Below are 22,994 nucleotides of genomic sequence, written 5' to 3'. Positions count from 1 at the left end.
AGGCTCGTTACAATCATCCTCAGTATTTTGTAGCCTGAGCAGCCTGAATAACTTGGGATACCTCTGTTAAAAATGGCACATGAAGCACGGAGCCACCATGCCGGATCATAAAATTGTCTTACCCGCCGCCTGAATAGTTTAAAAACGGCTATCCGAGTTTCACCTATTAGCAATCTGGCTAACTGCTTATATTTCCGGTTTTTCTGTTTCCCTGATCTCAGTGCCGAAGCCAGAGCGACACCCACATCCAGTCTGGTTACAGTGAGGAACTATGGCGGATTTGTGGTACTTACTTCATCCGGTTTCAGCATTCTTACCTATACTCGATCTTGAATATTGTTTGACGTTAATCACACTTTTATCGCAGATCTTAGCCGGGGGCTGACTGATGATTTCGAAAGGAATAAAAACATATCTCGCGACAATCGGTGTTCTCGCTCACGTGGTCATCCTTGTGACCTGTGTGTATCTGGTGAAACACTGGAGCGAACAAAATCAGACCCTGCCTGCCGCTTTGCGCCAATCTGTCAGCCACATTGAACAAGAGTTTCCAAGTCTGGCACCTGTCAATCAGGCTGTTGCCAGTGTGGCCAGCAACCTCGCCAGTCCTTCCTATTTCTGGCGCGAGTTTGATACCAGATACTGGCCATCCGTCGGGCCTGAGTGGTCATCAGCAGGTTCTCAGCCAGAAGCCATCAAACCCGCTCCGCTCGGCACCCTTTGGGTATCCGATGAGCAAAGCTTTGAAAAAGCGCTGGAAGATGTATTACCCGGTCAGGACATAGTCGTGAAAAAAGGCACCTACTTTTTCAGCAGCAAGCGCCTTGATATCAGCCAGATTACACCCTCTGCATCGCGCCCTGTGGTCTTGCGGGCAGAAGAGCCGGGTACTGTTCTGCTGCAGTTCGACGGATTGGAAGGTATAGTGATTAACCAGCCCTACTGGACGGTATCAGGGCTGACCTTTAAAGGCGTTTGTCCAACCCCTTCCGATTGCGATCACGCACTGCACATTGTTGGCGATGCCGACCATAATCTGATTCAGAACAATGTCTTCATTGATTTCAACGCCGCCATCAAGGTCAACCGGATGGCGAACCAGTTCCCGGATAACGGCACCATTCGTCGCAATCACTTTTACAATACTCAGCCAAGAGACACCTCGAGATCTGTCACTCCCATTAATCTGGACCATGGCAATGCCTGGAGTATCGATCGCAACATCATTCGTGATTTCATCAAATCCGGCGGCAATCAGGTCAGCTATGGCGCGTTCATGAAAGGCGGCAACGAGCAAGGTATCATAGAAAACAATCTGGTGATCTGTAACAGCACCAGCCGGAAATATAATGGTTATCAGATTGGCCTGTCATTAGGTGGCGGCGGCATGGAGCAGGAAAACCGGCGGGGTCAGATTGCTTTCGAAGGAAATCGCCATACAGTGCGTAACAATATCGTTCTGCACTGCAATGATGTGGGCCTGTACATTAATAAATCCAGTAATTCACTGGTCAACAACAACATTCTCTATCACACCTCCGGCATCGACGTCCGGTTTGCGCAATCCAGCGCCGAGCTGATTAACAACATTGTGAGCGGCAAAATACGGGAACGCGATCAGGGTAAAGCGTCGGCCTCCTACAATCTGATTCTTTCCCCTGATTATCTGACCGAAAAACAAAAACTGGACGATTGGTTTACCTCGCCAACAATAGGCAATTTTTCGCCCAAAGACGATGCTGTTAAAGCCAGATTAACCCGCAGTGCCACTGAGTATCCCGTGACGGCGAAAGGAAACAGAGTCTCGGATTTTTGTGGTAACCCAATCAGTGCGCAAGACACCTTTGCCGGCGCCTTCAAGGACAGTCAGAACTGCTTTCGGACAACACCCGACGCTTCAGGGCACGGCGCTTCAAAGCACGAATAGCCTTCTTCACTGAATAGGTAAAGTGCGGATAACGAAACTGACTGATCGCCAGCCGGCACTCCCGGTTGGCGAACGTTTTTTTATAGCGGGCAATCCCGCCCATAAAATCGTACCCCAGCGCCCCTTTTTCCCAGGCATCCTGGATCAGCAGATAGTGCGCAACCAGACCGGGTTTAAGGTGATTATCACCCGAGCCATAATTCAGCGCACTTAAATAGAACAGCACCCAGTTGGCATGGTGAAAATTATAAATCACTCCCAGATCATCTTCCCCGGCCTGCAGGTGGTGAATGGCAATCTGCCCCTGAGGCAGTCCACGGCGAATCAGCTCGTGATGAAAATGCAGAAAACCGGGATTCGCAAAACCACTTTGTTCTGATTTGCTGCCCCAGCGACTCAGGTGATATTCCGCCGCATGATTGAAAAGCTCAAGCCCCTGAGTGACAGAAGAAGCCGTGGTGATTTTCACTTCGCCCAGCGCACTGTACTTATTCAGGCTGCGCTTTATCTGATATCTGGCATTTCGCGACAAGAAGCTATCGAGCGTCTGATTCTTGTCCTTCAGCGGGCCAAAATCCAGCGCAAAGCCAACCGACTCCCACACCACCTCTTTTTCTGCAAGTACCAGCCCGGATAAGACGGCCTGATTGTCTGCCCTTTCGCTGCCACAATCCGCCGCCACGGACTGTGACCCGTTACTGATAAAGTCCACGTCCAGACTGGCGCCAACCTCAAAGACATCTGTCCCGTTCATTTGCGACATCACACAGGCTGTCATTAACGGTCGAACGGTACTGACCAGCGCCTTGTCCATCAGAAAATCGTTATATTCAATCCAGATTTGATCCTGTGAGGGAATACCTGTCCGGTGAAGGCAGAATTGTCTGCCATAGGACAAACCGGCGATCTTTTTCTCCTTAATCACGATAATACCCAGACCGACAATATTGTCCTCTTGCCGGGCAAGAACAACACAACAATTGTCCACAAAACAATCCAGCCAGGTCCCGATCCAGAGCCAGGACAAAAACAGGTTTGGTTCAGCCTGCTCCTCAAGCGCACACCAGTGTCCTGCTAACCACTTATGGTCGGGGTTAACAATCCATTCGCACTGTATCGAACTGTTTTTGCGTTTCATTTTTTTACCCTGCGCCGTGATTTATCCGTTCGCATCAAGCATAGCAGAGCAACAGGCAACGCACTTTTCAGGTGCTGTCATGGCTATTTTTATGACCACAGTGAGTGCAACAGACGTTTTATGTCAAAGCGATTAGCCGCAGTGTCAAAAATGTGACTATCCTAAAAAAGTCCATCTGAAAATTCTGACAGGGATGATTATGGCTTTTTTACCTCGCACCACCTTTCATGTGCTGGCACTCGCTGGTGTTGTCGCTGTCACACTCACAGCCTGCGGTGAACAGTCTGTTGATGAGTACATGGCCAAAGCCGATACCTATCTCAGCAGCAATCAAATCAATGCTGCGGTTATAGAGCTGAAAAATGCCATACAGCAACACCCTGATGCCAGTCAGGCCCGGCTTATGCTGGGTAACATTTACCTGAGCCAGGGCGATTATGCCAGTGCCGAAAAAGAATTGTATAAAGCACTCAGAAGCGCCGACGAGCAGGACGCAATTGAACCACTGCTTGCCCAGGCCTATCTGGGTCAGAAAAAAACAGCCGATATCATTGATCTGGCCAGAGGTTCCCGCAGCCAGCAAGCTGAAGCACTGGCCGATATTTACGCTATCGAATCACTGGCTTTGCTGCTCGATAACGATCCGGTTGGCGCTGAACAAGCCTTTCAGCGAGCCGAAGCAACCGGACAGATCACGCTCTATACCCGCCTTGCCAGAGCCAGCTTAGATGCCACCAGAGACCTCAATGATACGGCACTGAGCCAAGTCAGTAATATCGTCAGAGTATATCCCGACAGCAGTGACGCCTGGCTGCTGAAAGGCCATATTGAAACCAGTATGGGTCATAACAAAGCCGCCGCAGAGAGTTATCGCAAAGCCGTCGACGCCGCCCCGAAAGCCTTACAAAACACCCTGTATCTGGCACAGGCGCTGGTGAAAACGGAGCAGTACAAAGACGCAGAAAAGTATGTTGATAATCTGCTGACAGTGTTAAGCGGTCACGTACTGAGCAATGAACTGAAAGCCACCATTCTTTACGCCGAAGATAAACAGACTGAGGCAAAAGTCCACGCCAACTTAGCCATCCGAAACGGTTCCAGAAACCTGCCCACTTACCTGATTTCGGGGGTCGTTGCCTATAACCAGGGAAATTATGAACAGGCCAGTGAGCGATTTGAAAAAGTCGCGCCTTTTGTCTCGCAAAACCATATGATCCAACGCCTGTACGCCTCCAGCCAGCTTAAGCTGGGCGACATTGAAGGCGCCATGCAAACCATGAATCAGTTCGATGCCTCAGACAAAGCAAGCAGCGACTTTATCTCAGATATGAGCCTGGAGCTGGCCAAAATCGGCCGTAATGACGCCGCCATGTCTCTGGCAGAAAAAGCTAATCATACCCCAACCACCAGCAAGCAGCTGCGCTTAGGACTGCTTCAGTTAGCCAGTAATGATACGACTGGGGTCGACACTCTTCAGCACATTCTCGATACCGATCCAACCCTCGCCGAAGCGAATTTGGGGCTTGCCTATTATTACTTAAAACAAGGCCGGACCAGCGAGATCAAACAGCTCGTTAATACCTGGCTTGAACGCAATCCGGACGATCAGACCGCCCGGATGCTTAATGCCCTGGTGCTGCAAATTGAGAAAAAGCCCGATCAGGCGCAGACAATCTATCAGCAGGTACTGGCAAAAGACCCCAAGAACGTGCAAGCCACTTTGGGGCTTGGCCAGATTGCCGCCAGCAAAAATGATATGGACACCGCTTTCGGTTATGCCCGCACCGCCTATTCCCATTACCCGGGAAAGAATCTGACCACCCGGACACTGTACAAATATGGCCAGCTCAGCGGGCAACTGGACCAGGCTGTGTCTCTGGTCGCTGCTCAGGTCGAAGCACACCCGGATAATACCGCACTGAAATTAGATCTGGCTCGTGGTTATATGCTGCAACAACACCCGGATCAGGCACTCAGCCTCATTACAACTCTGACACCCCAGCAGCAAACCGCACAAAGCTGGCGACTGCTGGGTGATATCTATTTCAGTCAGCGCGACTACCGTCAGGCCGAACCGGCCTACACCAGATGGCTTGAGCAAGATGTACTCAGCCAGCAAGCCTATATGCGCAATATCCAGATTAAAGAGTTAAACAACAAAATGAGAGACAGTCTTGTGCTCGCCGAAAAAGCCGAGCAGTTATTTCAGAAAACGGCAGTCTTTTCGCTGATGAAAGCCGGGTTGCAGCTGAAACTGGACAATGCCAGCGCCAGCCAGGCCACGCTGGATGCCCTGCCGGACACCGTAAAGACACAAGCGTATTTCATGCGATTACAAGCCCTGAATTACCTGCAGCGCAAAGACTTTACCCGGGCTGTTGAGTGGCAACTGAAACGCTATGATGCCTCACCTGGGATCGCCAGCGCCAACGATGTGGCCAGTGCTTATTCATTAAACCAGCAACCTCAGGAAGCCATTGCATTCTTGCAGGATGTCATTAAAGAATACGGTGATAAAGCCGCGCCCTTGCGCCTGACACTGGCCCAGCTGCAATTTGAACAGCAGCCTGAACAAGCCATTGCGCAGTACCGGCACATTCTGGAGCAACAGCCAGATAATGTCGTGGCTTTGAATAACCTCGCCTGGCTGTATTTGTCTCAGGAAAAGTATCCGCAAGCCTGCGACAGCGCGTCGAAAGCCCTAGGATTGGCTCAGGAGCACCCACAGATTCAGGATACCTACGGTTACTGCCTGCTGAAATCAGGGCAGGCCGCCAATGCGCTGCCCATGCTGGAAAAAGCCTACAGACAGGCACAGACTAACCCTGAGATCGCCCTTCACTATGCAGAAAGCCTGCTGGCAAACAATATGAAGGAAAATGCACGAGAAATTCTCATTGGCGTGACGACGTCCGATCCTAAACTGCTGATGCTAAAGAGCAAACTGGAAGAACAAATCCGGCTGTAAACTCAGCGCCCCGCAGTGCGGGGCGACAGGTTCACCCTATTTTCTGCCAGCGTGTAAGGACAAAAAATCATGCTTTTCTGTACCCGTCGAGTCACTCTGCTCATCGTACGAACTCTGCTCTGCCTCGGCAGCATGCTGCTTGCCACCGCGAGCACACAAGCCGCATTGCCAGATGTTATTGCGAAAATTAAACCTTCAGTGATCGGAGTCGGCACTTACAACAAACTGGCGACGCCGCGGGCGAATCTCATCGGGACTGGCTTTGTCGTCGGCGATGGCACACTGATTGCCACCAATAATCACGTTGTCCCCACTTCCATCGAAGTGGATACAAACACCAGCTTTGTTGTCTTTGTCGGGACAGGCACTTCACCGGATGTTCGCACCGCAACCGTCGTTGCACGTGACAGTGAGCACGATCTGGCATTGCTGAAAATCACTGGCAGCCCCTTACCAAGCTTGCGCCTCTCTCCGCGCCAAGTACGTGAAGGCGAAATATACAGCTTCACTGGCTTCCCGATAGGTGCAGTGCTCGGTCTGTATCCGGTGACACACAGAGGCATGGTATCCAGCATTACGCCGATTGCAGTACCGGCCCGCACCGCCAAAGAGCTTTCCGTCGCTCGCCTCAAACACCTGAAAAATCCTTTTGTCGTCTATCAGTTTGATGCCACGGCCTACCCCGGAAACAGCGGCAGTCCGGTCTACCATCAGGACACAGGTGAAGTCATCGCCGTCATCAATAAGGTCTTAGTGCAAACCAGTAAAGAAAACGCACTGAGCCAGCCGAGTGCCATCACCTATGCCATTCCCGTTCGGCATCTGAATCAGTTGTTAAGCTCACGCTATAAACCATGAGAAAGCATGCTGAACCTATATCACTGTATGTTTCGCTGAAAGAGCGGCAATTACTGATATGGATATGGCTGCTATTCGGTTTATATGCCGTTTTTATCGCAGGACTGACCTTAATGCCGGCCGCAGAGAAAGGGTCACTGGCCGACTTAGACAGCTACGGCATATCCGGCCTGGATACACTGCTGCATGTACTGACTTATATGCTTTTCGCCATGCTGGCACTGTGTGTCAGCCAGCAATACCGTTTCTACGTTACCCTGCTGATCGGGCTGATGATTTTTGCCAGTCTGCTCGAAATTTTCCAGGGCATTCTTGATCTTGGGCGCGAGAGCTCTTTTTCCGATGCCGTGGCAAATCTTTCTGGAGTCATGCTGGGCGGGTTGCTATCTTGGTATCTGGAACGGCATGCTGCCATAAAAAGCGGCAGAAGACGCTAAATGTATGCACAATCCGCGAGAGCGTCATTCTTTTCCGGACGCCGTTCCACTCACTATTTTTACAGAACAATGGAGACTTTGAATGAAGCGCGCTCTGCTCTTTTCTGCCCTGATCGCAGGAGCATCCTTACTGGCAGGCTGTTCAGACAACGAAGTCGGTGACGTCAGTCTGGGCGTATTTACCACTAAAGACATCAAACTGAATGTGCTCGATGATCCGCTGGTACCCGGTGTCACTTGCCACATTGCCAGTATTGAAGCGGATCTGGATTTTTCAGATCCCAGTGATTCATCCATTTCCTGCCGGCAAACCGGTGAAATTACCCCGGAAATGATCGCCGCGATTGATAAATCGAAAGCGGGTGATGTGGTATTCAAAAAGTCTAAAAGTGTCTTTTTCAAAACCATGAAAATTCGCCGGGTCTTTGATCAGGACAATCAGACACTGATGTACCTGTCTTATTCCACCAAAGAAACATCGGGCAGCTATAAGCACAGCCTGTCCACAGTGCCGCTCTGGGGTACCAAAGCGTATCAGGCACCTGTCACACCACAGGCACAGTAACTGATCCTCTTCATTCAGGTTACTGTTTACATTCAGTAACAAAAACACATGCATACTGCATCGCAGCTCTGACAATTCGCAGAGCTGCTGCAGGTGCACAGCTAACCCGTACCTCTTCCAGTTTTCTCAATGACTTAAACCGGTATTTTTGAGCGCCAAGTTAGATTTTTACCGCAAATTCAATACAGTGATATCTTGACGCTCCACCTAAAGCCGCATTTAATTATTTAACAAGATAATAACAACCACGGAATGGAACATTACAATGACTTTGCCTTTACAGCCAAACACATTAAGGGATTCGCTCATGACGCAGGCATTACCTCATGAACGCATGTTGAAATGGGCAGAAGAGCGCCCGGATGACATTTTTCTCCGCCAGATCATTAACCGGCAGTTTACCGATTTTACTTATGCCGAGGTCGTTGATAAGGCGCTGCGCCTTGTCAGTGCGTTACGTGCACAGGGTCTCCTGCCCGGGGACAAAGTCGGTTTAATCTCGAAAAACTGCGCTGAATGGTATATCTGCGATCTGGCCATGATGCTCGGCAGTTACATCAGCGTACCTATCTTTCCTACTGCGGGTGCAGACACCATAGAGTACTGCCTGACTCACAGTGAGGCTAAGTTGGTTTTCATCGGTAAACTGGATGATAACCGCGCGATCAATACCGTCTGTCACAACCTGGAAGAGATGATCACGGTCAGCTTCCCGTACCCGAATACGCCCGAGTGCCAGCATTCACTCAATGCGTTGATTGACTCGCATACCCCGAGTGAAGAGCGCCCTTCCCATCAGGACAACGATGTGATGTCGCTGGTATATACATCCGGCACGTCAGGTTTACCCAAAGGGGCCATTCTCTCCTACGGTGGCTTTGCGTTTTCGGCGCAGAACCTCATTGATCATATCGGCATCGTCGACAATGAACGTCTGTTCTCCTACCTTCCCCTGGCTCATATCACAGAACGTGTCTATATCCTGGGCACATCAATGATGGCGGGAGTGCAGGTTGCTTTTCCTGAATCACTGGATACTTTCATTGAAGATGTGAAAATGCACCGCCCGACATTATTTATTTCAGTTCCTCGCCTCTGGACCGTGTTCCAGCAACGAATTCTGGAAAAACTGCCGCAGGCAAAACTGAACATTTTGCTGAAAATCCCTTTTGTGTCCGGCCTGATCAAACGCAAACTGGCTGACGGACTGGGCCTGAATGAAGCGCGCGTATTAGGTTGCGGGTCAGCACCGGTTTCACCGGCCCTGCTGCGCTGGTATGAGAGCATCGGGCTCAATATCACCGAAGCCTGGGGGATGACGGAAAACTATGCCTATGGCACACTCAATCTTCCGTTTCGCAGCGACAAGATCGGCACGGTAGGCAGTGCGGGGCCGGGAGTAGATATCAAGATCGCCGAAGATGATGAAATTCTGGTGCGTAGCAAAGGCCTGTTTTCTGGTTACTACAAAAACGACATCGCGACCAGAGAAAGCTTCAATGATGAAGGCTGGCTGCATACCGGCGACCTGGGCAGTCTGGATGAAGAAGGCTTCCTGACGATTCAGGGCCGGAAAAAAGACAACTTCAAAACAGCGAAAGGCAAATTCGTTTCACCGGTTCCGATTGAAAAACGCCTCTTTGAACTTTGTGGCATTGAAATGATGTGTGTGGTGGGTTCAGGTATGCCCGCCCCCATACTGCTGGCGGTAGCGCATGCTTACCCTGATTTTGACCGGGACAGATATGCGAAAAAAGTGAGCCGGGCAATCGACACCATCAATAAAGAATTGGAATCACACGCCAAGATCAAAGGTGTTCTGATGATCAAAGAACCCTGGAGTATTGAGAACGGTATTCTGACCCCTACGCTGAAAATCAAGCGTCATGTGCTGGAAAAACAGTATCACGATACCGGCTGTCAGTGGCCAAAAGATCAGCTGATCCAGTGGGAAGAATAAACGGCGCAACCGTCATCGTTACAACAAGTGATCGTTCGCAAATGCAATAATAACCGGGCAGCTTAAAGCTGCCCGTTTTTTTGTTGCAGAGAGCGAAGGGGTTATTCGTAATCGGCGTACGGATTTACTGTTGGCAGTACAATGGCCTCACCAAAGGCCGACAGTGTCAGGCTGTCCTGTGTCATTGTCACCGAGGTTTCATCCATCACAGACTCACCAAAATAATAACGGATTGCTTCCTGTCCCTGACAAGCCTGCTGATCATGCGCAGCGGTGACGCCACGCACCTTGACATTGCGTGCAAGATATTCGGCGATAGCAAGCTGGCCGTATTTCTTTTGCAGCATCGCCAGGGTTTTCTGCGGCGACAGCACCAGCGCTGACGCATTGTTGCCACCAAAACCTTTGGCGTTAATGATCACGCCCTGCATATCATCACCCGCTGTGCCGGCAAAATAATGATCCATCAGAATATTCAGATTGGACTGATGAACATCATCAGCAATATGATCAATGGTTTTGATGCCCGGAATCCAGCCGTACTGCCAGACACCCAGAGAAGCCATCAGCTGATCGCCGGCTGCCGCACTCATAGAATGACCGACATAAGATTTAATCGCCGTCACCGGCCAGTTTTCAATGCCAAAGGTCTTTGCCACCTCGTTGAGTATGTGGCTTTCCGTAACTCGGTTTTGCGGTGTGCCAGTACCATGGGCCTGGACAAAGGTTTTCTTCACACCGTCCGGGCCGAGTATGGCCTGTGCCAGCGCCGCGGCCTTGGCAACAGTGACATAGTTGCCTACCCCAGGCGCAGAGATAGATTTCTTATTGCCATCGGCATTGATAAACACATCGGCAGCAGAACCATAAATATTGGCCCCCAGTTTCAAGGCCAGCTCTTCTTCCATCAGCACCACAAACTGGGCTGACTCTGCCATGGTAAATCCGGCGTTATCAGAAAACGGACGACAGGCACGGCGGTTATCTACGGTTTCGCTGCCATCCAGCGCGCAGAGTTGTGCGTCTTCGGCTAGCGCCCCCATCACGCGAAAACCTTCCATGATTTCAGACACCACAGGCGCTTCGGCATTTCCGACAATCGCCACTTTGGCCGCACCACTCTGGATGTCTTGCATGCCTTGACGCAAATTGTACAGGAAGGTTGCACAGGCCCCCATGTTGGTACCCGTTGTCCCCACGCTGTTAATCACATAGCCGTTGATGAAATCAGCCGGCATTTCAGCCAGCGATAAAGCCATCATTTTCGAGCTGACCCGGCCGCCGGTAAGCGGTGCGGCAACCATACCGGCTATGGATTGATCATCAATCTGCGCCAGCGCACTACCGGCATACACGGCAACTTCGTCTGGACGGATATGGGTCAGTATTTCCGACCAGTCAACACCCAGGGAATTGAGCGCATCTGAGGCACCGTAAATGGTCAGTTGCAGTCCGCGCGGATGAAACCGCGAGTTATACAACTTACCCGGCTCAAAGCCGCGGGGAATGTTGCCGCCACTGCTGACAGGAAAAGTGACGTAATCGGCCAGCAGCGCATCCAGCTCACCGGTTACCGTGATATGGACTTTGCTGCCCTCTTCTTCCAGGTGCCAGTTCTCCGGCACATGCGCGGGCAGCTTTGATTTGCGCAATGTGAAACAGATCTGTTCATTACCGCCTGAAATCGCTGTTTTATATTGTTGCAGTACACGATCAGGATCGAAGGTTTCAATGCGGCGAATCAAAGTGCCGTCCTTGATCGCCTCAATCACAGTGTCAGTGACGTCACCGTCTGCCAGGCCCATTCGGTGCGCCAGATCTTGCCAGGTTGAATGCATATCGCTGACCGGCAGTATGTCTGCCAGCATACGTTTATAGCTGTGAAAACCTGAACTACGACCTGCGGCATTGATGCCGCCCATTCCGACAATCAGAGGTAATTTCATTGTATGCTTCTTGCTTCATGATTTATTTGTCTATCAGATTACCAAGTTCCGCTGGCATTTCACCTGCCTTTTGCGCCATAATTACTGACATAAACGCCAAACCTGTCCATTAAGACAAAATTGTGTCGTGCTGATCAGCCAGCTTCAGCTCAGGTTCAGAAAACATCGCCCCGTTTCTGTCTCCATTACGTTTAAAACAGAGTGCTGACTATGAAGATTGCCTTTGTCCTTTACCCGCGTGCGTTAATCACAGGTATTTCTCTTGCTGCAGAGATGCTGAGCAGTGCTGCCAGCCTGAGGCCAAAACAGGATCAGAGGTCAAAACCCGTTTCAATTTCGGTTGTTGCAGAGAGTCTTTCGCCGCCAGCGGTCAAATCCGGCCTGCGGTTACAACCGGATCTGACGCTGAAAGCTTCCGGGCAATTCGATTTTGTGATTCTTCCGCCCATCTGGGGCAACCCGATCTCCGCACTGAAGCAATGTCCGGGGCTGGTGCCATGGCTTACTCATCAATACCAGCAAGGCGCCAAAATTATCGCAACCGGCACAGGCGTGTGCTGGCTGGCCGAAACCGGGCTGCTTGATCAGCAAGTCGCAACCACACACTGGTATTATTACGATAAATTTGCCGCACGTTACCCGGACGTTGTCCTGAACCGTCAGGCATCCATTACTGTTGCCAATGGTTTGTATTGTACTGTCAGTATTAACTCGCAATCAGAGCTGATCCTGTACCTGATTCGTGAGCATTTTGGTCAGAGTGTGGCGAAAACGGTCGAAACGCATTTCGGGCATGAAATCTCTCAGTCAGATCAGCAACCCTTTTATCAGATAGGCGGAGAAGTTCAGTTTGATGAGTCCATCGCATTGGCGCAGGACTGGCTCAAACGCAACTTATCCCGGCCGATCACGGCAAAAGACGTTGCAGAGCAGTGCGGCTTGCCATTGCGGACTTTTCAACGCCGGTTCAAAACCCAGGTCGGCCAGACCCCGCATGAGTATTTGCAGTCTTTGCGCATGGAAGCGGCACAAATCCTGTTGCGGGACTTTGGGTTGTCTGTTCAGGATGTTGCAGAGCAGGTCGGTTACCGTGACGCCCATCATTTCAGTACCCGTTTCCAACAACAGTTTACACTGAGTCCGTCTCAGTACCGTCATATGGTCAAAGCGAAGATCTACCAGGCCTGAATTACTCACTTATGAGATTCCGCATCACTTAATTACCAGATCAATCACTTAGCTCTGCTCCCTGCCCCACTGATAGTCACCCAGTCGCTATGCTATTAGTAACGAACAATTCAATAAGGTCTCGAGTTTAACTGGGTAATGCCTGTCTCGATGAACTGGAAAATCAAGTGATGTATCGCCGTATCCAAGTGTTTTTCATTCTGTTCATAGCGAGCTTTGCTGTCAGTGCCCTTGCTCAACCTTTACCGACCAGTACCACAAAACTGGATGACCGCTCCTGCCGGTTAGACCTGTACCATCTGACCAGAAATCAGTACAACAACATTGAAGCGGATTTTCAGATTGCGCTCGTCGCGGATCACGGCTTTAACCGGCGGTATGTCGCACTGAAAACCGAGATCTCTTATCCAGTTGGCTTTGAAAACTTCAGTTATTTTCGTACCGGTCAACCTGTTGAGATTTTTACCGCGGACTGGAAAAAGTATTACGGCAATCTGAACCTGTCAGACTCCTCCCGCAGTTACAGCATTGCCCATTTGGTCAGATTAGGCAGTACGAGTCCGAGGCAAGCTTTTGACCTCTTAGTCAGGCTGATCGCAGAAGATGAAGGCCGTTTTGAGTTACACAGTGCCAGCAAGCACTATCGATTCTATCTGGAGGACGGTCATCTGGGTGATTTTTTGGATTGCCTGAGAAACCAGGTGACAAAATAAGCGAAACAGCAGCAGGGGGTTATCTCGGGGGTTCACATCACAACCACTGAAAGAGCAAACGCCAGCACTTGTGCTGGCGTTCGATGTCTGGCATGTGTGAATCTTATCGGCTTTGAACCGGCTCGTACTCACCTTCAATAACGCGCCCTTTTGGCGTCGTATTATCAGCTTGTGCTGCATTGAAAGTGGCAAATTCCTTCGCTAGCTTGCGCTTGAGAAATGGCTGAGCAATAAATGCAATCAACGCCATCGTCAGTCCCATGACTGCCGCAAAGGTCAACGCAAAGAAACCTATAACCAGTGCGATCACACCAGTAAGGATATTTTTCATCTGTCACCTCATTATCAGGTACAGGAAACAGGACAATACCTGTATCCAGACACTCAGCCTCGCACAACAAAGTTGAATGGAGCTTGAACAGACTATGAGTTATTAGCATTTTTTCGCTTACCGCAGGCACGCGAGGAGTCGCTTCCGACAGACATACCGGCATGACCTGATTTCACCCGCCCGACTTCTGAAGCCATTATTTTTTCTTGTGCCATTTAAAAAATCCACTGGACATGGAAACCTTTCTCATGCTGGAATATTGTTATGTTATAACAAATCAATTTGAAGGAACATGAAAAAAATTTTATTGCTCACCTTAGTGGTTGCAGCTGGTGCCCTCGTCTTTTGGCCACCGTCTTCGCCAGCCCACCAGACGCTGGCCATTTCCGGCCCGTTTGAATTTAACAGCCAGGATATGTCGAAAGACGGATTTCTGTTTTCCCGTCTGCAAGTGGTGGAATCACTGGTCGGCATCAATGAACAGGCAGAACTCTATCCGCTGCTGGCAGACAGCTGGCAACAAAGTGCAGACGGCCTGAACTGGATATTCAATATCCGCCCGGGCGTCAAATTCCACGACGGCAGCCTGCTGACAGCCGAAGCAGCAGCGCAGTCACTCAATCAGGCACTCGCTAAACCGGGCGTCATTCGCCAGGTGCCGATACAGTCGATTCAGGCCAGGGATAATCAGGTGATAATCACGCTGGAGCGACCGTTCCGCGCGCTGCCTTCTGTTCTGGCACACTACTCGACCGCTATCGTGATCCCCGGTTCTTTCAGCGATAACGGTAAGATCGTGGCACTTCAGGGCACAGGTCCGTATCAGATTGCAGAGCTGCAGCCGCCGCACAAAGCCAAAGCCAGCCGTTTTGCCGACTACTGGGGCCGGAAAGCGCACATTGAAACCATTGAATATCTGGCGGGCCACCGTTCTGAAAGCCGGGCGTTACTGGCGCAAAGTGGTCAGATGGATCTGGTTTACACGCTGGATCCTATCAGTATTGAGAGTCTGAAAGCTGCCAACAATCTGCAGCTGCATGTAGAGTCCATGCCGCGTACTGTGCTGGTAAAACTCAACAACGCACATCCGTTTCTAAACCACAAGTCGGTACGTCAGGCATTGAGTCTGGCGCTGGATCGGGAAGGGATTGCGCAATCGGTGCTGCGCTTACCGGGTTCGGCAGCCTACCAGCTTTTTTCTCCGGCATTAGGGGCCTGGCATATCGATCAGCAAGCCACGGCCCAGCGCAACCTTGAACGGGCCAGAGACCTGCTCGCGGAACAAGGCTGGCGAGCTAACGATCAGGGTTTGCTGGAAAGAGACGGCAAGGTTTTCCGCATTCAGCTTGTCACTTACGCCGACCGCCCTGAGCTGCCGCTGATAGCCACCGCGCTCCAGGCACAATGGCGTGAGCTGGGCATAGATGTTCAGATTTCTATTGATAACTCCAGCGCGATCCCGGCCAAACATCATGACAACAGTCTGGAAATGGCACTGATCGCACGTAACTTCGGTACTCTGGCAGACCCATTGCCTTTGCTGATGAACGACTTCGCCTCCGAAAAAGGCTCAGACTGGGGACCGATGCACTGGTCTTCACCAACCTTCAGCCACCTGCTTGTACAGCTGGCGGCGGAGCCAGACTCAGCGCAATACCGCCAACTGGCCCGACAGGCAGCCGGCTTACTGGCCGATGAAATGCCGCTGATTCCGGTAACCTATTACCGTCAGATTGTTGCGGTAAACGATAAGATCAGCGGCTTTTCATTCGACCCGTTTGAAATCAATTACCGGGTGTCGGAGATGCAGTTCAATGATTAAGATTCTGTTTTCTCGACTCTGCCAGGCGCTGTTTGTCGCCTGGTCAGTCGGCACGCTGACCTTTGTGCTGATGCGCCTGATCCCGGGTGACATCGCTTATCGTATTGCAGCAGGACGTTATGGCTACGACTACGTCGATGCCGAAGCGGCGCAAGCCGTTCAGAGTGAACTGGGGCTGGATCGCTCCGGCATTGAGTTGTATTTCAGCTGGTTGTGGGATCTGCTGCACTTTAACCTGGGTAACTCTCTGGTCAGCGGCGAACCTGTGGTTCAGGCGCTGCCTCATCAGTTAGGTCACTCATTGCTGCTGGCGGCGGCAGCCACTGGTTTGTCGCTGTTCATTGCGATTCCGGTCGGCCTGTACTGCGGGCGCCGCGTTAATCAGTGGAGCGACCATGCTGCACTGTTCAGCGCCATTATCATTAAAGCCCAGCCGGTCTTTCTGATTGGCCTGCTGCTCGTTCTGGTATTCGCCTTACATTTCAACCTGTTCCCTGTGGCTGGTTTCGACAGTCCGGAATATCTGGTATTGCCTGCGCTGTCACTGGCACTCAGTATGGCAGCCATGTCGAGCCGTATGATCCGCAACTCAACCCATCAGGTGCTGAATGCGCCCTACTTTCAGTTTGCCAGACTGAAAGGGCTGAGCCACGAACAGGCTTTTAGCCGCCACGGCCAGCTGAATATTGCGCTGCCCGTCATGGCTTTCGTCGGCATTCAGGCTGTCAGCCTGGTGGAAGGTATTGTGATGATTGAATCGCTGTTCTCCTGGCCCGGTATCGGCCATGCTTTATCCCACGCGATTTTTCGTCGCGATATCCCGATGATCCAGGGTGCCGCCCTGCTGATGGGCCTGTTGTTTGTTGCCATCAATACACTGATCGACATCTCACAGTACCTGCTTGATCCGCGCCAGCGGCTGGCTAAGCAGCAGGTGATGGCATGACAGTATTCACATCACTTTCCCGCAGCCAGTGGCTGGGTCTCTCTGTGCTTGCCACACTGGTACTGTTCACCGTAATCGAAACACTGGTTTACCGTGGCGATCCGGCGCAGCAATCGCTGTCTCAGGTTTTTGCCGCACCAAGCTGGCAGGAACCGCTGGGCCGCGACCATTACGGGCGCAGTAACTATGCCCGCCTTGGCAGCGCCATTACAACATCCTTGCTGATGGCACTGGTGAGTGTGGCAACCTCGGCGGCGCTCGGCCTGCTGACTGGCATCATCGCAGCATGGAAAGGCGGCTGGTGGGATAAAACCCTGTCCTGGCTGGTGAACATCTTGCTGTCGTTGCCGGGTTTGATTCTGGTGCTGCTGTTTGGCGCTATGGTGCCGGGCTCCTTTCTGATCCTGTATCTGGCGATTTCACTGATGCTCTGGGTTGAATATTTCCGGGTGGTTCGCAGCCGTACGCTGGTGCTGCTGCGCTCTGCGGAGATCGAAGCCTCCCGCCTTTATGGTTTCGGCGTGTGGTACCAGTTCAAACGCCATCTCTGGCCAGAGCTGAAAACGGATCTGTTCACTCTGGGATGTTTCGGCGCCGGCAATGCCATTCTGGCACTGGCTTCGATCGGTTTTCTCTATGTCGGACTGAAGCCGCCCGAAGCCGAACTGGGCCTGATGATGGTGGAATTGTTCCGCTATTACCAGCAGGCCCCCTGGGTGCTGATGCAACCGATCGCGGTGGTCTTTTTATTGGTGATGAGTTTCCACCTGCTGGCACAAGGTAAGCAGTCATGAACCTACTATTAAATGTCGAACAACTCTCGGTACAGGCGCAGCAGCAAATGCTGGTCAATCCGCTGTCCTTTGAATTGCGACAAGGTGAAGCCGTCACTATTCTCGGTGAAACCGGCTCAGGAAAAAGCCTGTTAGCCAATGCCATTATCGGCACCCTGCCCGGCACACTGTCGATGCAAGGGCGCATTAATCTGTTCGGACAGGCTCAGCAGGATTTGAGCCTGTCCGAACGGCAGAAACTGTGGGGAAAAAAACTCTCGGTGCTGCCGCAAGAGCCCTGGTATGCATTGAGCCCGCTGATGGCCGTGGGTGAACAGGTCCGTGAAGTCCACGAGATAGTCAATAATGACCCAGCGCAGGCACACTCACAGACCGAGCGCGCGTTCACCAGCGTTGAGCTGGAGCAGGATATGGCAAAGTACCCGCACCAGCTCTCCGGGGGCATGGCGCAGCGGGTGGCGTACCTGTGTGCAACGCAGGCAGGCGGTGAGCTGCTGATCGCCGATGAACCGACCAAAGGGCTGGATGCCAGCCGCAAAGATCAGATCATCGATCAACTCGTCAGCCATAAACAACGAGGCGCCGTGCTGACCATTACCCACGATATTGAAGTCGCCCAGCGCTTAGGTGGGGAAATCATTGTGATGAGAAAAGGCGTGATTCAGGAACGCGGCCCGGCCGGGCGTCTCCTGCAACAGCCGGTATCGGCTTACGCCAAAGCATTGATCGCCGCCGATCCCCGTTTCTGGCCGCAGGCAAAGCTGCCCGACACAGGCCAGCCGCTGATAGAGGCCGAATCCCTTACCATGCAATTTGGTGATAAAACCCTGTTCCGCGATCTGAGTTTTACCCTGGCAGCAGGTGAGATTCTCGGCATCAGCGGTGACAGCGGCTGTGGTAAGTCAACACTCGCAGATCTGATACTGGGCTTACAGAGCCCCTCAGCGGGGTGCATGACGTACAAGCAGCGGCTCAGGACAGGTGATGCACTGAAACTGTATCAGGATCCCCCCAGCGCCCTTGCCAAAAGCGCCACGCTGCAAACTCTGCTCAATGATTTGTGCCGTCACCATCAGCTGGGTACCCGCAATATTCAGCCGCTGATGCAACGACTGGCACTTTCAGACGATCTGCTGAGCCGTAAAGCGACTCAGGTCTCTGGCGGTGAACTGCAGCGCTTTGCCGTTCTGCGGGCATTGCTGATGAAACCTAAACTGCTGATCGCCGATGAGCCCACATCGCGTCTCGATCCCATTACAGCTGCCAGTACGCTCCAGCTGATTGTGGAACTGACTCAGGAAATGGGTTGTGCTTTAGTGCTTATCAGCCATGACAAAATAGCGCTGGAGAAAACCTGTCACAAGATCATTGCGTTGTAGAGATAAACCGACTCAGGAAGATTGAGACAGGTGTCGAAGTCTGGCTATAACAAGGGCAAATCAGATTCCAACGGTAAAGCAAAAAAAGAGGTCAGCGTGAGCTGACCTCTTTTTATCTGCTAAATTAAGGCGCCGAATCGACCTCAGCCGGCAGATAATGTTTTGGCTCCAGCTTTAACCATTCAGGCAAAACAGTCCCAATCGAAATCGATGACCAGGTACCGGAAATGATGCCGATAAACATTGCGGTCGCGAAACCTTCCAGGGGTGTCCCGCCCATTAACCAGAGCGCGGCAACGGTGATCAGCGTAGTGCCAGAGGTCACCATAGTGCGTGAAAACGTCGCGATCACTGCCTGATCATTGATATCCGGCGTCGGCGTTTGCTGTTTCGCCACCAGCATTTCGCGAATCCGGTCTGCAATAATGATCGAATCATTCAGCGAATAACCCAGAATCGCCAGCACTGCAGCAAATACCGTGAGGTTAAATTCCATCTGGGTCAGCGCAAAAAAGCCCAACACCAGGACGACGTCGTGAATCAGCGCCAGCAAGGCCCCGCTGGCCAGCCGCCACTCAAAACGGAAGCAGAGGTAACCCAAAATACACAGGATGCACACCAGCAGTGCTAATCCTCCCTGCTCGACCAGATCCTGACCGACCTGAGAGCCCACCATGCTGTTGCTGATGATCTCCACCTGGCCGGACACCTGATGCAGCAACTGTTCGACATCAGGAACTGTCTGTCCTGCCTCTGCTCCTTGTTCAGGCAACGCGTAGCGAATCACCCAGCGCCCGTCAGCCCCGGACCTCGTCACTGAGGTGGAATCACCCAGCGCCGGTTTCAGCACCTCCAGCAGTTGGTGGCTGGTGACCGAGCGGCTGATCGCCGTCTCGGTCACCATACCGCCGGTAAAATCCAGCCCCATGTTCAAACCTCTGATGGCAAAAGCTGCCAGCGAAATCACCATCAGCGCGATAGACACAATACTGGTGATGTAACGGATATTCCGAATCCGGGATTTCAAATAACTAGCCATCTTTACACCCTCACATCACGACGGTTGTCGCGTCCCCAAATCAGATTAATCAATGCCCGTGAAGCAAACACGCCGGTAAACATGCTGGTCAGCAGTCCCAGCCCTAAGGTCAGCGCGAATCCCTGAATAGGTCCGTTTCCGATGGAGTACAGGATCAGTGCGGTAATCATAGTCGTGATGTTGGCATCCAGTATCGTACTGAATGCACTGCTGAAACCCAGGTCGATAGCCTGAGCAAAGCTCCGGCCTTCGGCCAGTTTGTCTTTGATTCTCTCGAAGATCAGTACGTTAGTATCCACCGCCATACCTACGGTCAGTACCAGCCCGGCGATCCCCGGCAGAGTCAGCACAGCACCCGGCAGCAATGCAATGAGGCCCAGCAGGCACACCATGTTTGCCATCAGCGCGACATTGGCCACCCAGCCAAGTCGGCGATACCACAAGGCCATGAAGGTCAGCGTCAGTGCCATACCCAGTGCCAATGCGGAAAAGCCGTTTTCTATGTTTTCCGCACCCAGCGATGCGCCTATAGTGCGTTCTTCAACGATAGTCACCGGCGCCGTCAGCGATCCCGCACGTAACAGCAAGGCAAGTTGCTGCGCTTCATCCGGGGAGCCCGCTCCGGTAATACGGAACTGGTTACCCAACTGCGACTGAATGGTAGCAACACTGATGACGCGCTCGCTGCGCTCGGTGTCACCCCGGGCATTGGTTTTGTATTCGCGGTAGACGGTCGCCATCGGTTTGCCGATATGTTTGCCCGAAAAGTCGCTCATGATCTTGCCACCGGCATGATCCAGCGAAATGTTCACTTCCGAGAACCCCACCTGATCCATACCTGCCCGTGCATTGACAATGTGCTCGCCGCTCAGTACCGGACGTTTATTCAGAATCACAGTGCGGCCACTGTTATCTTTCAGCCTGATCACATCAGCGGAGGCTGCTTCAGAACCCGATTTCACTTCATAAAATGCCAGGCTGGCGGTGGCACCAATTACATTTTTGGCCTGTGACGGGTCTTGCACACCCGGCAGCTCAATGCGAATACTGTGCTCGCCCTGACGCTGAACCAGCGCTTCGGTAATACCCAGCTCTTCAATACGATCACGCATGATCTTCAGGTTCTGCTGCAGCGTCGCCGACTGGAAATCAAGCTTGTTTTGTTTGGTCGGCAATACGGTCAGGCTGTCTGAACCTCGTTTGACATCCCAGCCCGGATAATGCTGTTTCACATACTGGCTGATCAGGTTCAGCACAGTGGCGTCTTTAGTCTCTGCTTTGTTTTCAACGCTGAAACCATCCGTATCATGCTGTCTGATGCGTACCCCGCGCAGATGCTCATTGCGCAGCATCTCTGTCACATCATCCATAATCGCGGTGCGCTGTTCCTGAAACGCAGTATCAACGTCCACATTAAGCAGAAACTGCACGCCACCGCGTAAGTCCAGACCCAGCTGAATCGGGCTGAAGCCCATTTTTCCGAACCATTCAGGTGCCACAGAGACATATGAATAGGTGATGTTATCGCCTTCTTTCACCCGCTTATCCAGCGCTTCACGAGCCTGAGACTGATCAGATTCGTTATCAAAAACGATGACCATCTGATTGTTTTGCTGCTTAATTTCCTGTGCCTCAATACCCTGCTGTTTCAGGTATCGGTTCACGCTGACAACATGATTCAGCTCACTTCCGGCGCTGGCCGACTGGATTTGGATAGACGGCTGCTCGCCGTACCAGGTCGGAATGGCACTCAATGCCAGCACCGCAACGGTTACCACCAGCACCACATATTTCCAGGCCGCGTAGTGATTAAGCACCCGTACTGATGCTCTAGTATGATTCTTCTTCATCAATATCCCCTCAGCGATATGCCGAGTTAAAAAACAACAAATGTGACAATGTCACCAATTTAAAAGGGACTATCAGATGAAGTAATGGCTGTTGAGTGCCACATACATGGCGTTGGTTTCTTTCCAGCCGGAAATACGATAAGAAGGACGAAAATCCTGATAAGCCAGGTATATTGTTGGCTGAACAAAACGCTGCGTCAGACGGGTGTCGCTGACCGGATACCAAGGCGGAGCCAGATCAAGACGATCCGGATCACCATCGTGAACATTGTATCGCTGCGAGATGTGCCAGCGGACAGAATGCAGAATGGCGACCGCAGAGCCCGAATGCTGTGATTGGGTGACCGGTGCTGAATCAGAGGAGTTTTTATGACGGGAAGCTGGCTCGCTGAGAACGGCATCAATCAGGCAGGATGCTGCCACAACTCGGTGTTTAACCGTCGCGCCAGCGCCTTGATCATCCAGGCACGCCATCGCCTGCGCAGAGAAAAACAGCGCAAAAAACGATAACCAAAACATGCGAATGATATGCCAGGACATAAGATGCCAACTCAATAACCAACAATGCACTATAAGTCCGAGTGTGACGGCGCTCAAGTAAAATGTTGGTGAAAACGAATTAGCTCAGATAGCTAATTCGCTATTCTGGCCATGCAGCTAAGTCTCCGGTCTCCACTCAGCCTATTTGTTTTTTCTGATTCATGATTCGCAGTGTGTCCTGCAGCACCCATAACAGAGTCGAGGTGGAAACACCCACCATGGCAATTCCGTTTAACGACTCAATCGGTCCTAACAAACGCCAGCGCTCGGACATCACAATATCGCCATATCCCAGGGTGGCGAAGTTCACACAAGAAAAATAATAAGCCGTCGCAAAGTCAGTAAACTCATCTAATCCGCAAAACAGCCAGGCCCAGACGCCAATCTGTACGAAGTTGCCTATGAGCAAAAGCGTCATCACACTCATCAGCAAGAGCAAACGCGACCCCAACCGCGGGCTTTCTACCCAAGCATGATGATTAACATAAAAAGACAACGACACAACCAGCAGTAAACTCTGGAACATCAGGCAAATAAGCATGACACTGATACCCAGAATGATATTGATCAGCATGTTATCCCCCGTCCCGTTC

19 protein-coding genes are annotated in these 22,994 nt (G+C 51.7%); 12 read left to right on the top strand and 7 right to left on the bottom strand.

Annotated elements, in window-relative coordinates:
* Window positions 1-388 precede the first annotated feature (388 nt).
* A complete protein-coding gene (locus H511_RS24010) occupies window positions 389-1,927 on the top strand; it encodes a polysaccharide lyase domain-containing protein (protein ID WP_051287765.1) in 1,539 nt (512 codons plus the stop codon).
* On the opposite strand, the gene H511_RS0103040 is transcribed toward H511_RS24010, so the two are convergent.
* Window positions 1,857-3,065, bottom strand: a complete 1,209-nt coding sequence (locus tag H511_RS0103040; RefSeq protein ID WP_027250982.1) for a GNAT family N-acetyltransferase — start codon at window positions 3,063-3,065, stop codon at window positions 1,857-1,859. The two genes, H511_RS24010 and H511_RS0103040, sit on opposite strands and share 71 nt — an antisense overlap.
* Window positions 3,066-3,264: 199 nt before the next feature.
* On the opposite strand from H511_RS0103040, the gene prsT reads away from it, so the two are divergent.
* The 5 genes from prsT (at window position 3,265) to H511_RS0103015 (ending at window position 9,853) form a co-directional block, all read left to right on the top strand.
* The gene (gene prsT / locus H511_RS0103035) at window positions 3,265-6,033 is read left to right on the top strand and encodes an XrtA/PEP-CTERM system TPR-repeat protein PrsT (protein WP_027250981.1); all 2,769 of its coding nucleotides are present in this window, start codon (window positions 3,265-3,267) and stop codon (window positions 6,031-6,033) included.
* Between the two features lie 69 nt (window positions 6,034-6,102).
* Window positions 6,103-6,891, top strand: a complete 789-nt coding sequence (locus H511_RS22385) for a S1 family peptidase (RefSeq protein ID WP_036758564.1) — start codon at window positions 6,103-6,105, stop codon at window positions 6,889-6,891.
* On the top strand, window positions 6,888-7,328 hold the full coding sequence (locus H511_RS0103025; RefSeq protein ID WP_027250980.1) for a VanZ family protein: 441 nt from the start codon (window positions 6,888-6,890) through the stop codon (window positions 7,326-7,328). Before H511_RS22385 ends, H511_RS0103025 begins: the two co-directional genes overlap by 4 nt.
* Window positions 7,329-7,410: 82 nt before the next feature.
* On the top strand, window positions 7,411-7,893 hold the full coding sequence (locus tag H511_RS0103020; RefSeq protein WP_027250979.1) for a CreA family protein: 483 nt from the start codon (window positions 7,411-7,413) through the stop codon (window positions 7,891-7,893).
* A 307-nt stretch (window positions 7,894-8,200) separates the two neighbouring features.
* Entirely contained in the window at window positions 8,201-9,853 is a 1,653-nt protein-coding gene (locus H511_RS0103015; protein ID WP_027250978.1) for an AMP-binding protein, read from the top strand.
* Window positions 9,854-9,954: 101 nt separating this feature from the next.
* Here H511_RS0103015 and H511_RS0103010 read toward each other — a convergent pair whose 3' ends face one another.
* Window positions 9,955-11,799, bottom strand: coding sequence for a beta-ketoacyl synthase (locus H511_RS0103010; RefSeq protein ID WP_027250977.1), 1,845 nt, complete (start codon window positions 11,797-11,799; stop codon window positions 9,955-9,957).
* 210 nt (window positions 11,800-12,009) lie between these two features.
* Here H511_RS0103010 and H511_RS0103005 point away from each other — a divergent pair, with 210 nt between their 5' ends.
* Together H511_RS0103005 and H511_RS22380 are read left to right on the top strand one after the other, a co-directional pair.
* Window positions 12,010-12,987 carry a GlxA family transcriptional regulator gene (locus tag H511_RS0103005; RefSeq protein ID WP_027250976.1) on the top strand — a complete coding sequence of 326 codons (978 nt, stop codon included), beginning with the start codon at window positions 12,010-12,012 and terminating at the stop codon, window positions 12,985-12,987.
* A gap of 170 nt (window positions 12,988-13,157) precedes the next feature.
* On the top strand, window positions 13,158-13,700 hold the full coding sequence (locus tag H511_RS22380; RefSeq protein ID WP_051287762.1) for a hypothetical protein: 543 nt from the start codon (window positions 13,158-13,160) through the stop codon (window positions 13,698-13,700).
* Window positions 13,701-13,803: 103 nt separating this feature from the next.
* Here the strand turns inward: H511_RS22380 and H511_RS0102995 are convergent, their stop codons facing one another.
* Complete coding sequence (locus H511_RS0102995; RefSeq protein WP_027250975.1) at window positions 13,804-14,031, bottom strand: hypothetical protein; 228 nt, start codon at window positions 14,029-14,031, stop codon at window positions 13,804-13,806.
* Between the two features lie 292 nt (window positions 14,032-14,323).
* Between H511_RS0102995 and H511_RS0102990 the strand changes: the two genes are divergently transcribed.
* Genes H511_RS0102990 through H511_RS0102975 form a run of 4 tightly spaced genes read left to right on the top strand, consistent with a single transcriptional unit; the run spans window position 14,324 to window position 18,972 of the window.
* Entirely contained in the window at window positions 14,324-15,853 is a 1,530-nt protein-coding gene (locus H511_RS0102990; protein WP_027250974.1) for an ABC transporter substrate-binding protein, read from the top strand.
* On the top strand, window positions 15,846-16,799 hold the full coding sequence (locus tag H511_RS0102985; protein ID WP_027250973.1) for an ABC transporter permease: 954 nt from the start codon (window positions 15,846-15,848) through the stop codon (window positions 16,797-16,799). The genes H511_RS0102990 and H511_RS0102985 overlap by 8 nt, the downstream gene beginning before the upstream one ends.
* A complete protein-coding gene (locus H511_RS0102980) occupies window positions 16,796-17,593 on the top strand; it encodes an ABC transporter permease (protein WP_027250972.1) in 798 nt (265 codons plus the stop codon). Before H511_RS0102985 ends, H511_RS0102980 begins: the two co-directional genes overlap by 4 nt.
* Window positions 17,590-18,972 carry an ABC transporter ATP-binding protein gene (locus H511_RS0102975; RefSeq protein ID WP_027250971.1) on the top strand — a complete coding sequence of 461 codons (1,383 nt, stop codon included), beginning with the start codon at window positions 17,590-17,592 and terminating at the stop codon, window positions 18,970-18,972. Before H511_RS0102980 ends, H511_RS0102975 begins: the two co-directional genes overlap by 4 nt.
* Window positions 18,973-19,096: 124 nt before the next feature.
* Here the strand turns inward: H511_RS0102975 and secF are convergent, their stop codons facing one another.
* From secF to H511_RS0102955, 4 genes are all read right to left on the bottom strand, one after another.
* Window positions 19,097-20,011 carry a protein translocase subunit SecF gene (gene secF / locus H511_RS0102970; RefSeq protein ID WP_027250970.1) on the bottom strand — a complete coding sequence of 305 codons (915 nt, stop codon included), beginning with the start codon at window positions 20,009-20,011 and terminating at the stop codon, window positions 19,097-19,099.
* Between the two features lie 2 nt (window positions 20,012-20,013).
* Window positions 20,014-21,861 (bottom strand): protein translocase subunit SecD, encoded by a 1,848-nt coding sequence (secD, locus tag H511_RS0102965; RefSeq protein WP_036758563.1) that lies wholly within the window; start codon window positions 21,859-21,861, stop codon window positions 20,014-20,016.
* Window positions 21,862-21,933: 72 nt separating this feature from the next.
* A complete protein-coding gene (locus tag H511_RS0102960; RefSeq protein WP_027250968.1) occupies window positions 21,934-22,401 on the bottom strand; it encodes a hypothetical protein in 468 nt (155 codons plus the stop codon).
* A 136-nt stretch (window positions 22,402-22,537) separates the two neighbouring features.
* Window positions 22,538-22,975, bottom strand: coding sequence for an ion channel (locus tag H511_RS0102955; RefSeq protein ID WP_027250967.1), 438 nt, complete (start codon window positions 22,973-22,975; stop codon window positions 22,538-22,540).
* Window positions 22,976-22,994 lie beyond the last annotated feature (19 nt).

The sequence above is a fragment of the Photobacterium halotolerans DSM 18316 genome (assembly GCF_000425165.1).
Lineage (GTDB): Bacteria > Pseudomonadota > Gammaproteobacteria > Enterobacterales > Vibrionaceae > Photobacterium > Photobacterium halotolerans.
This window is presented reverse-complemented; position numbering and strand designations above follow the sequence as displayed.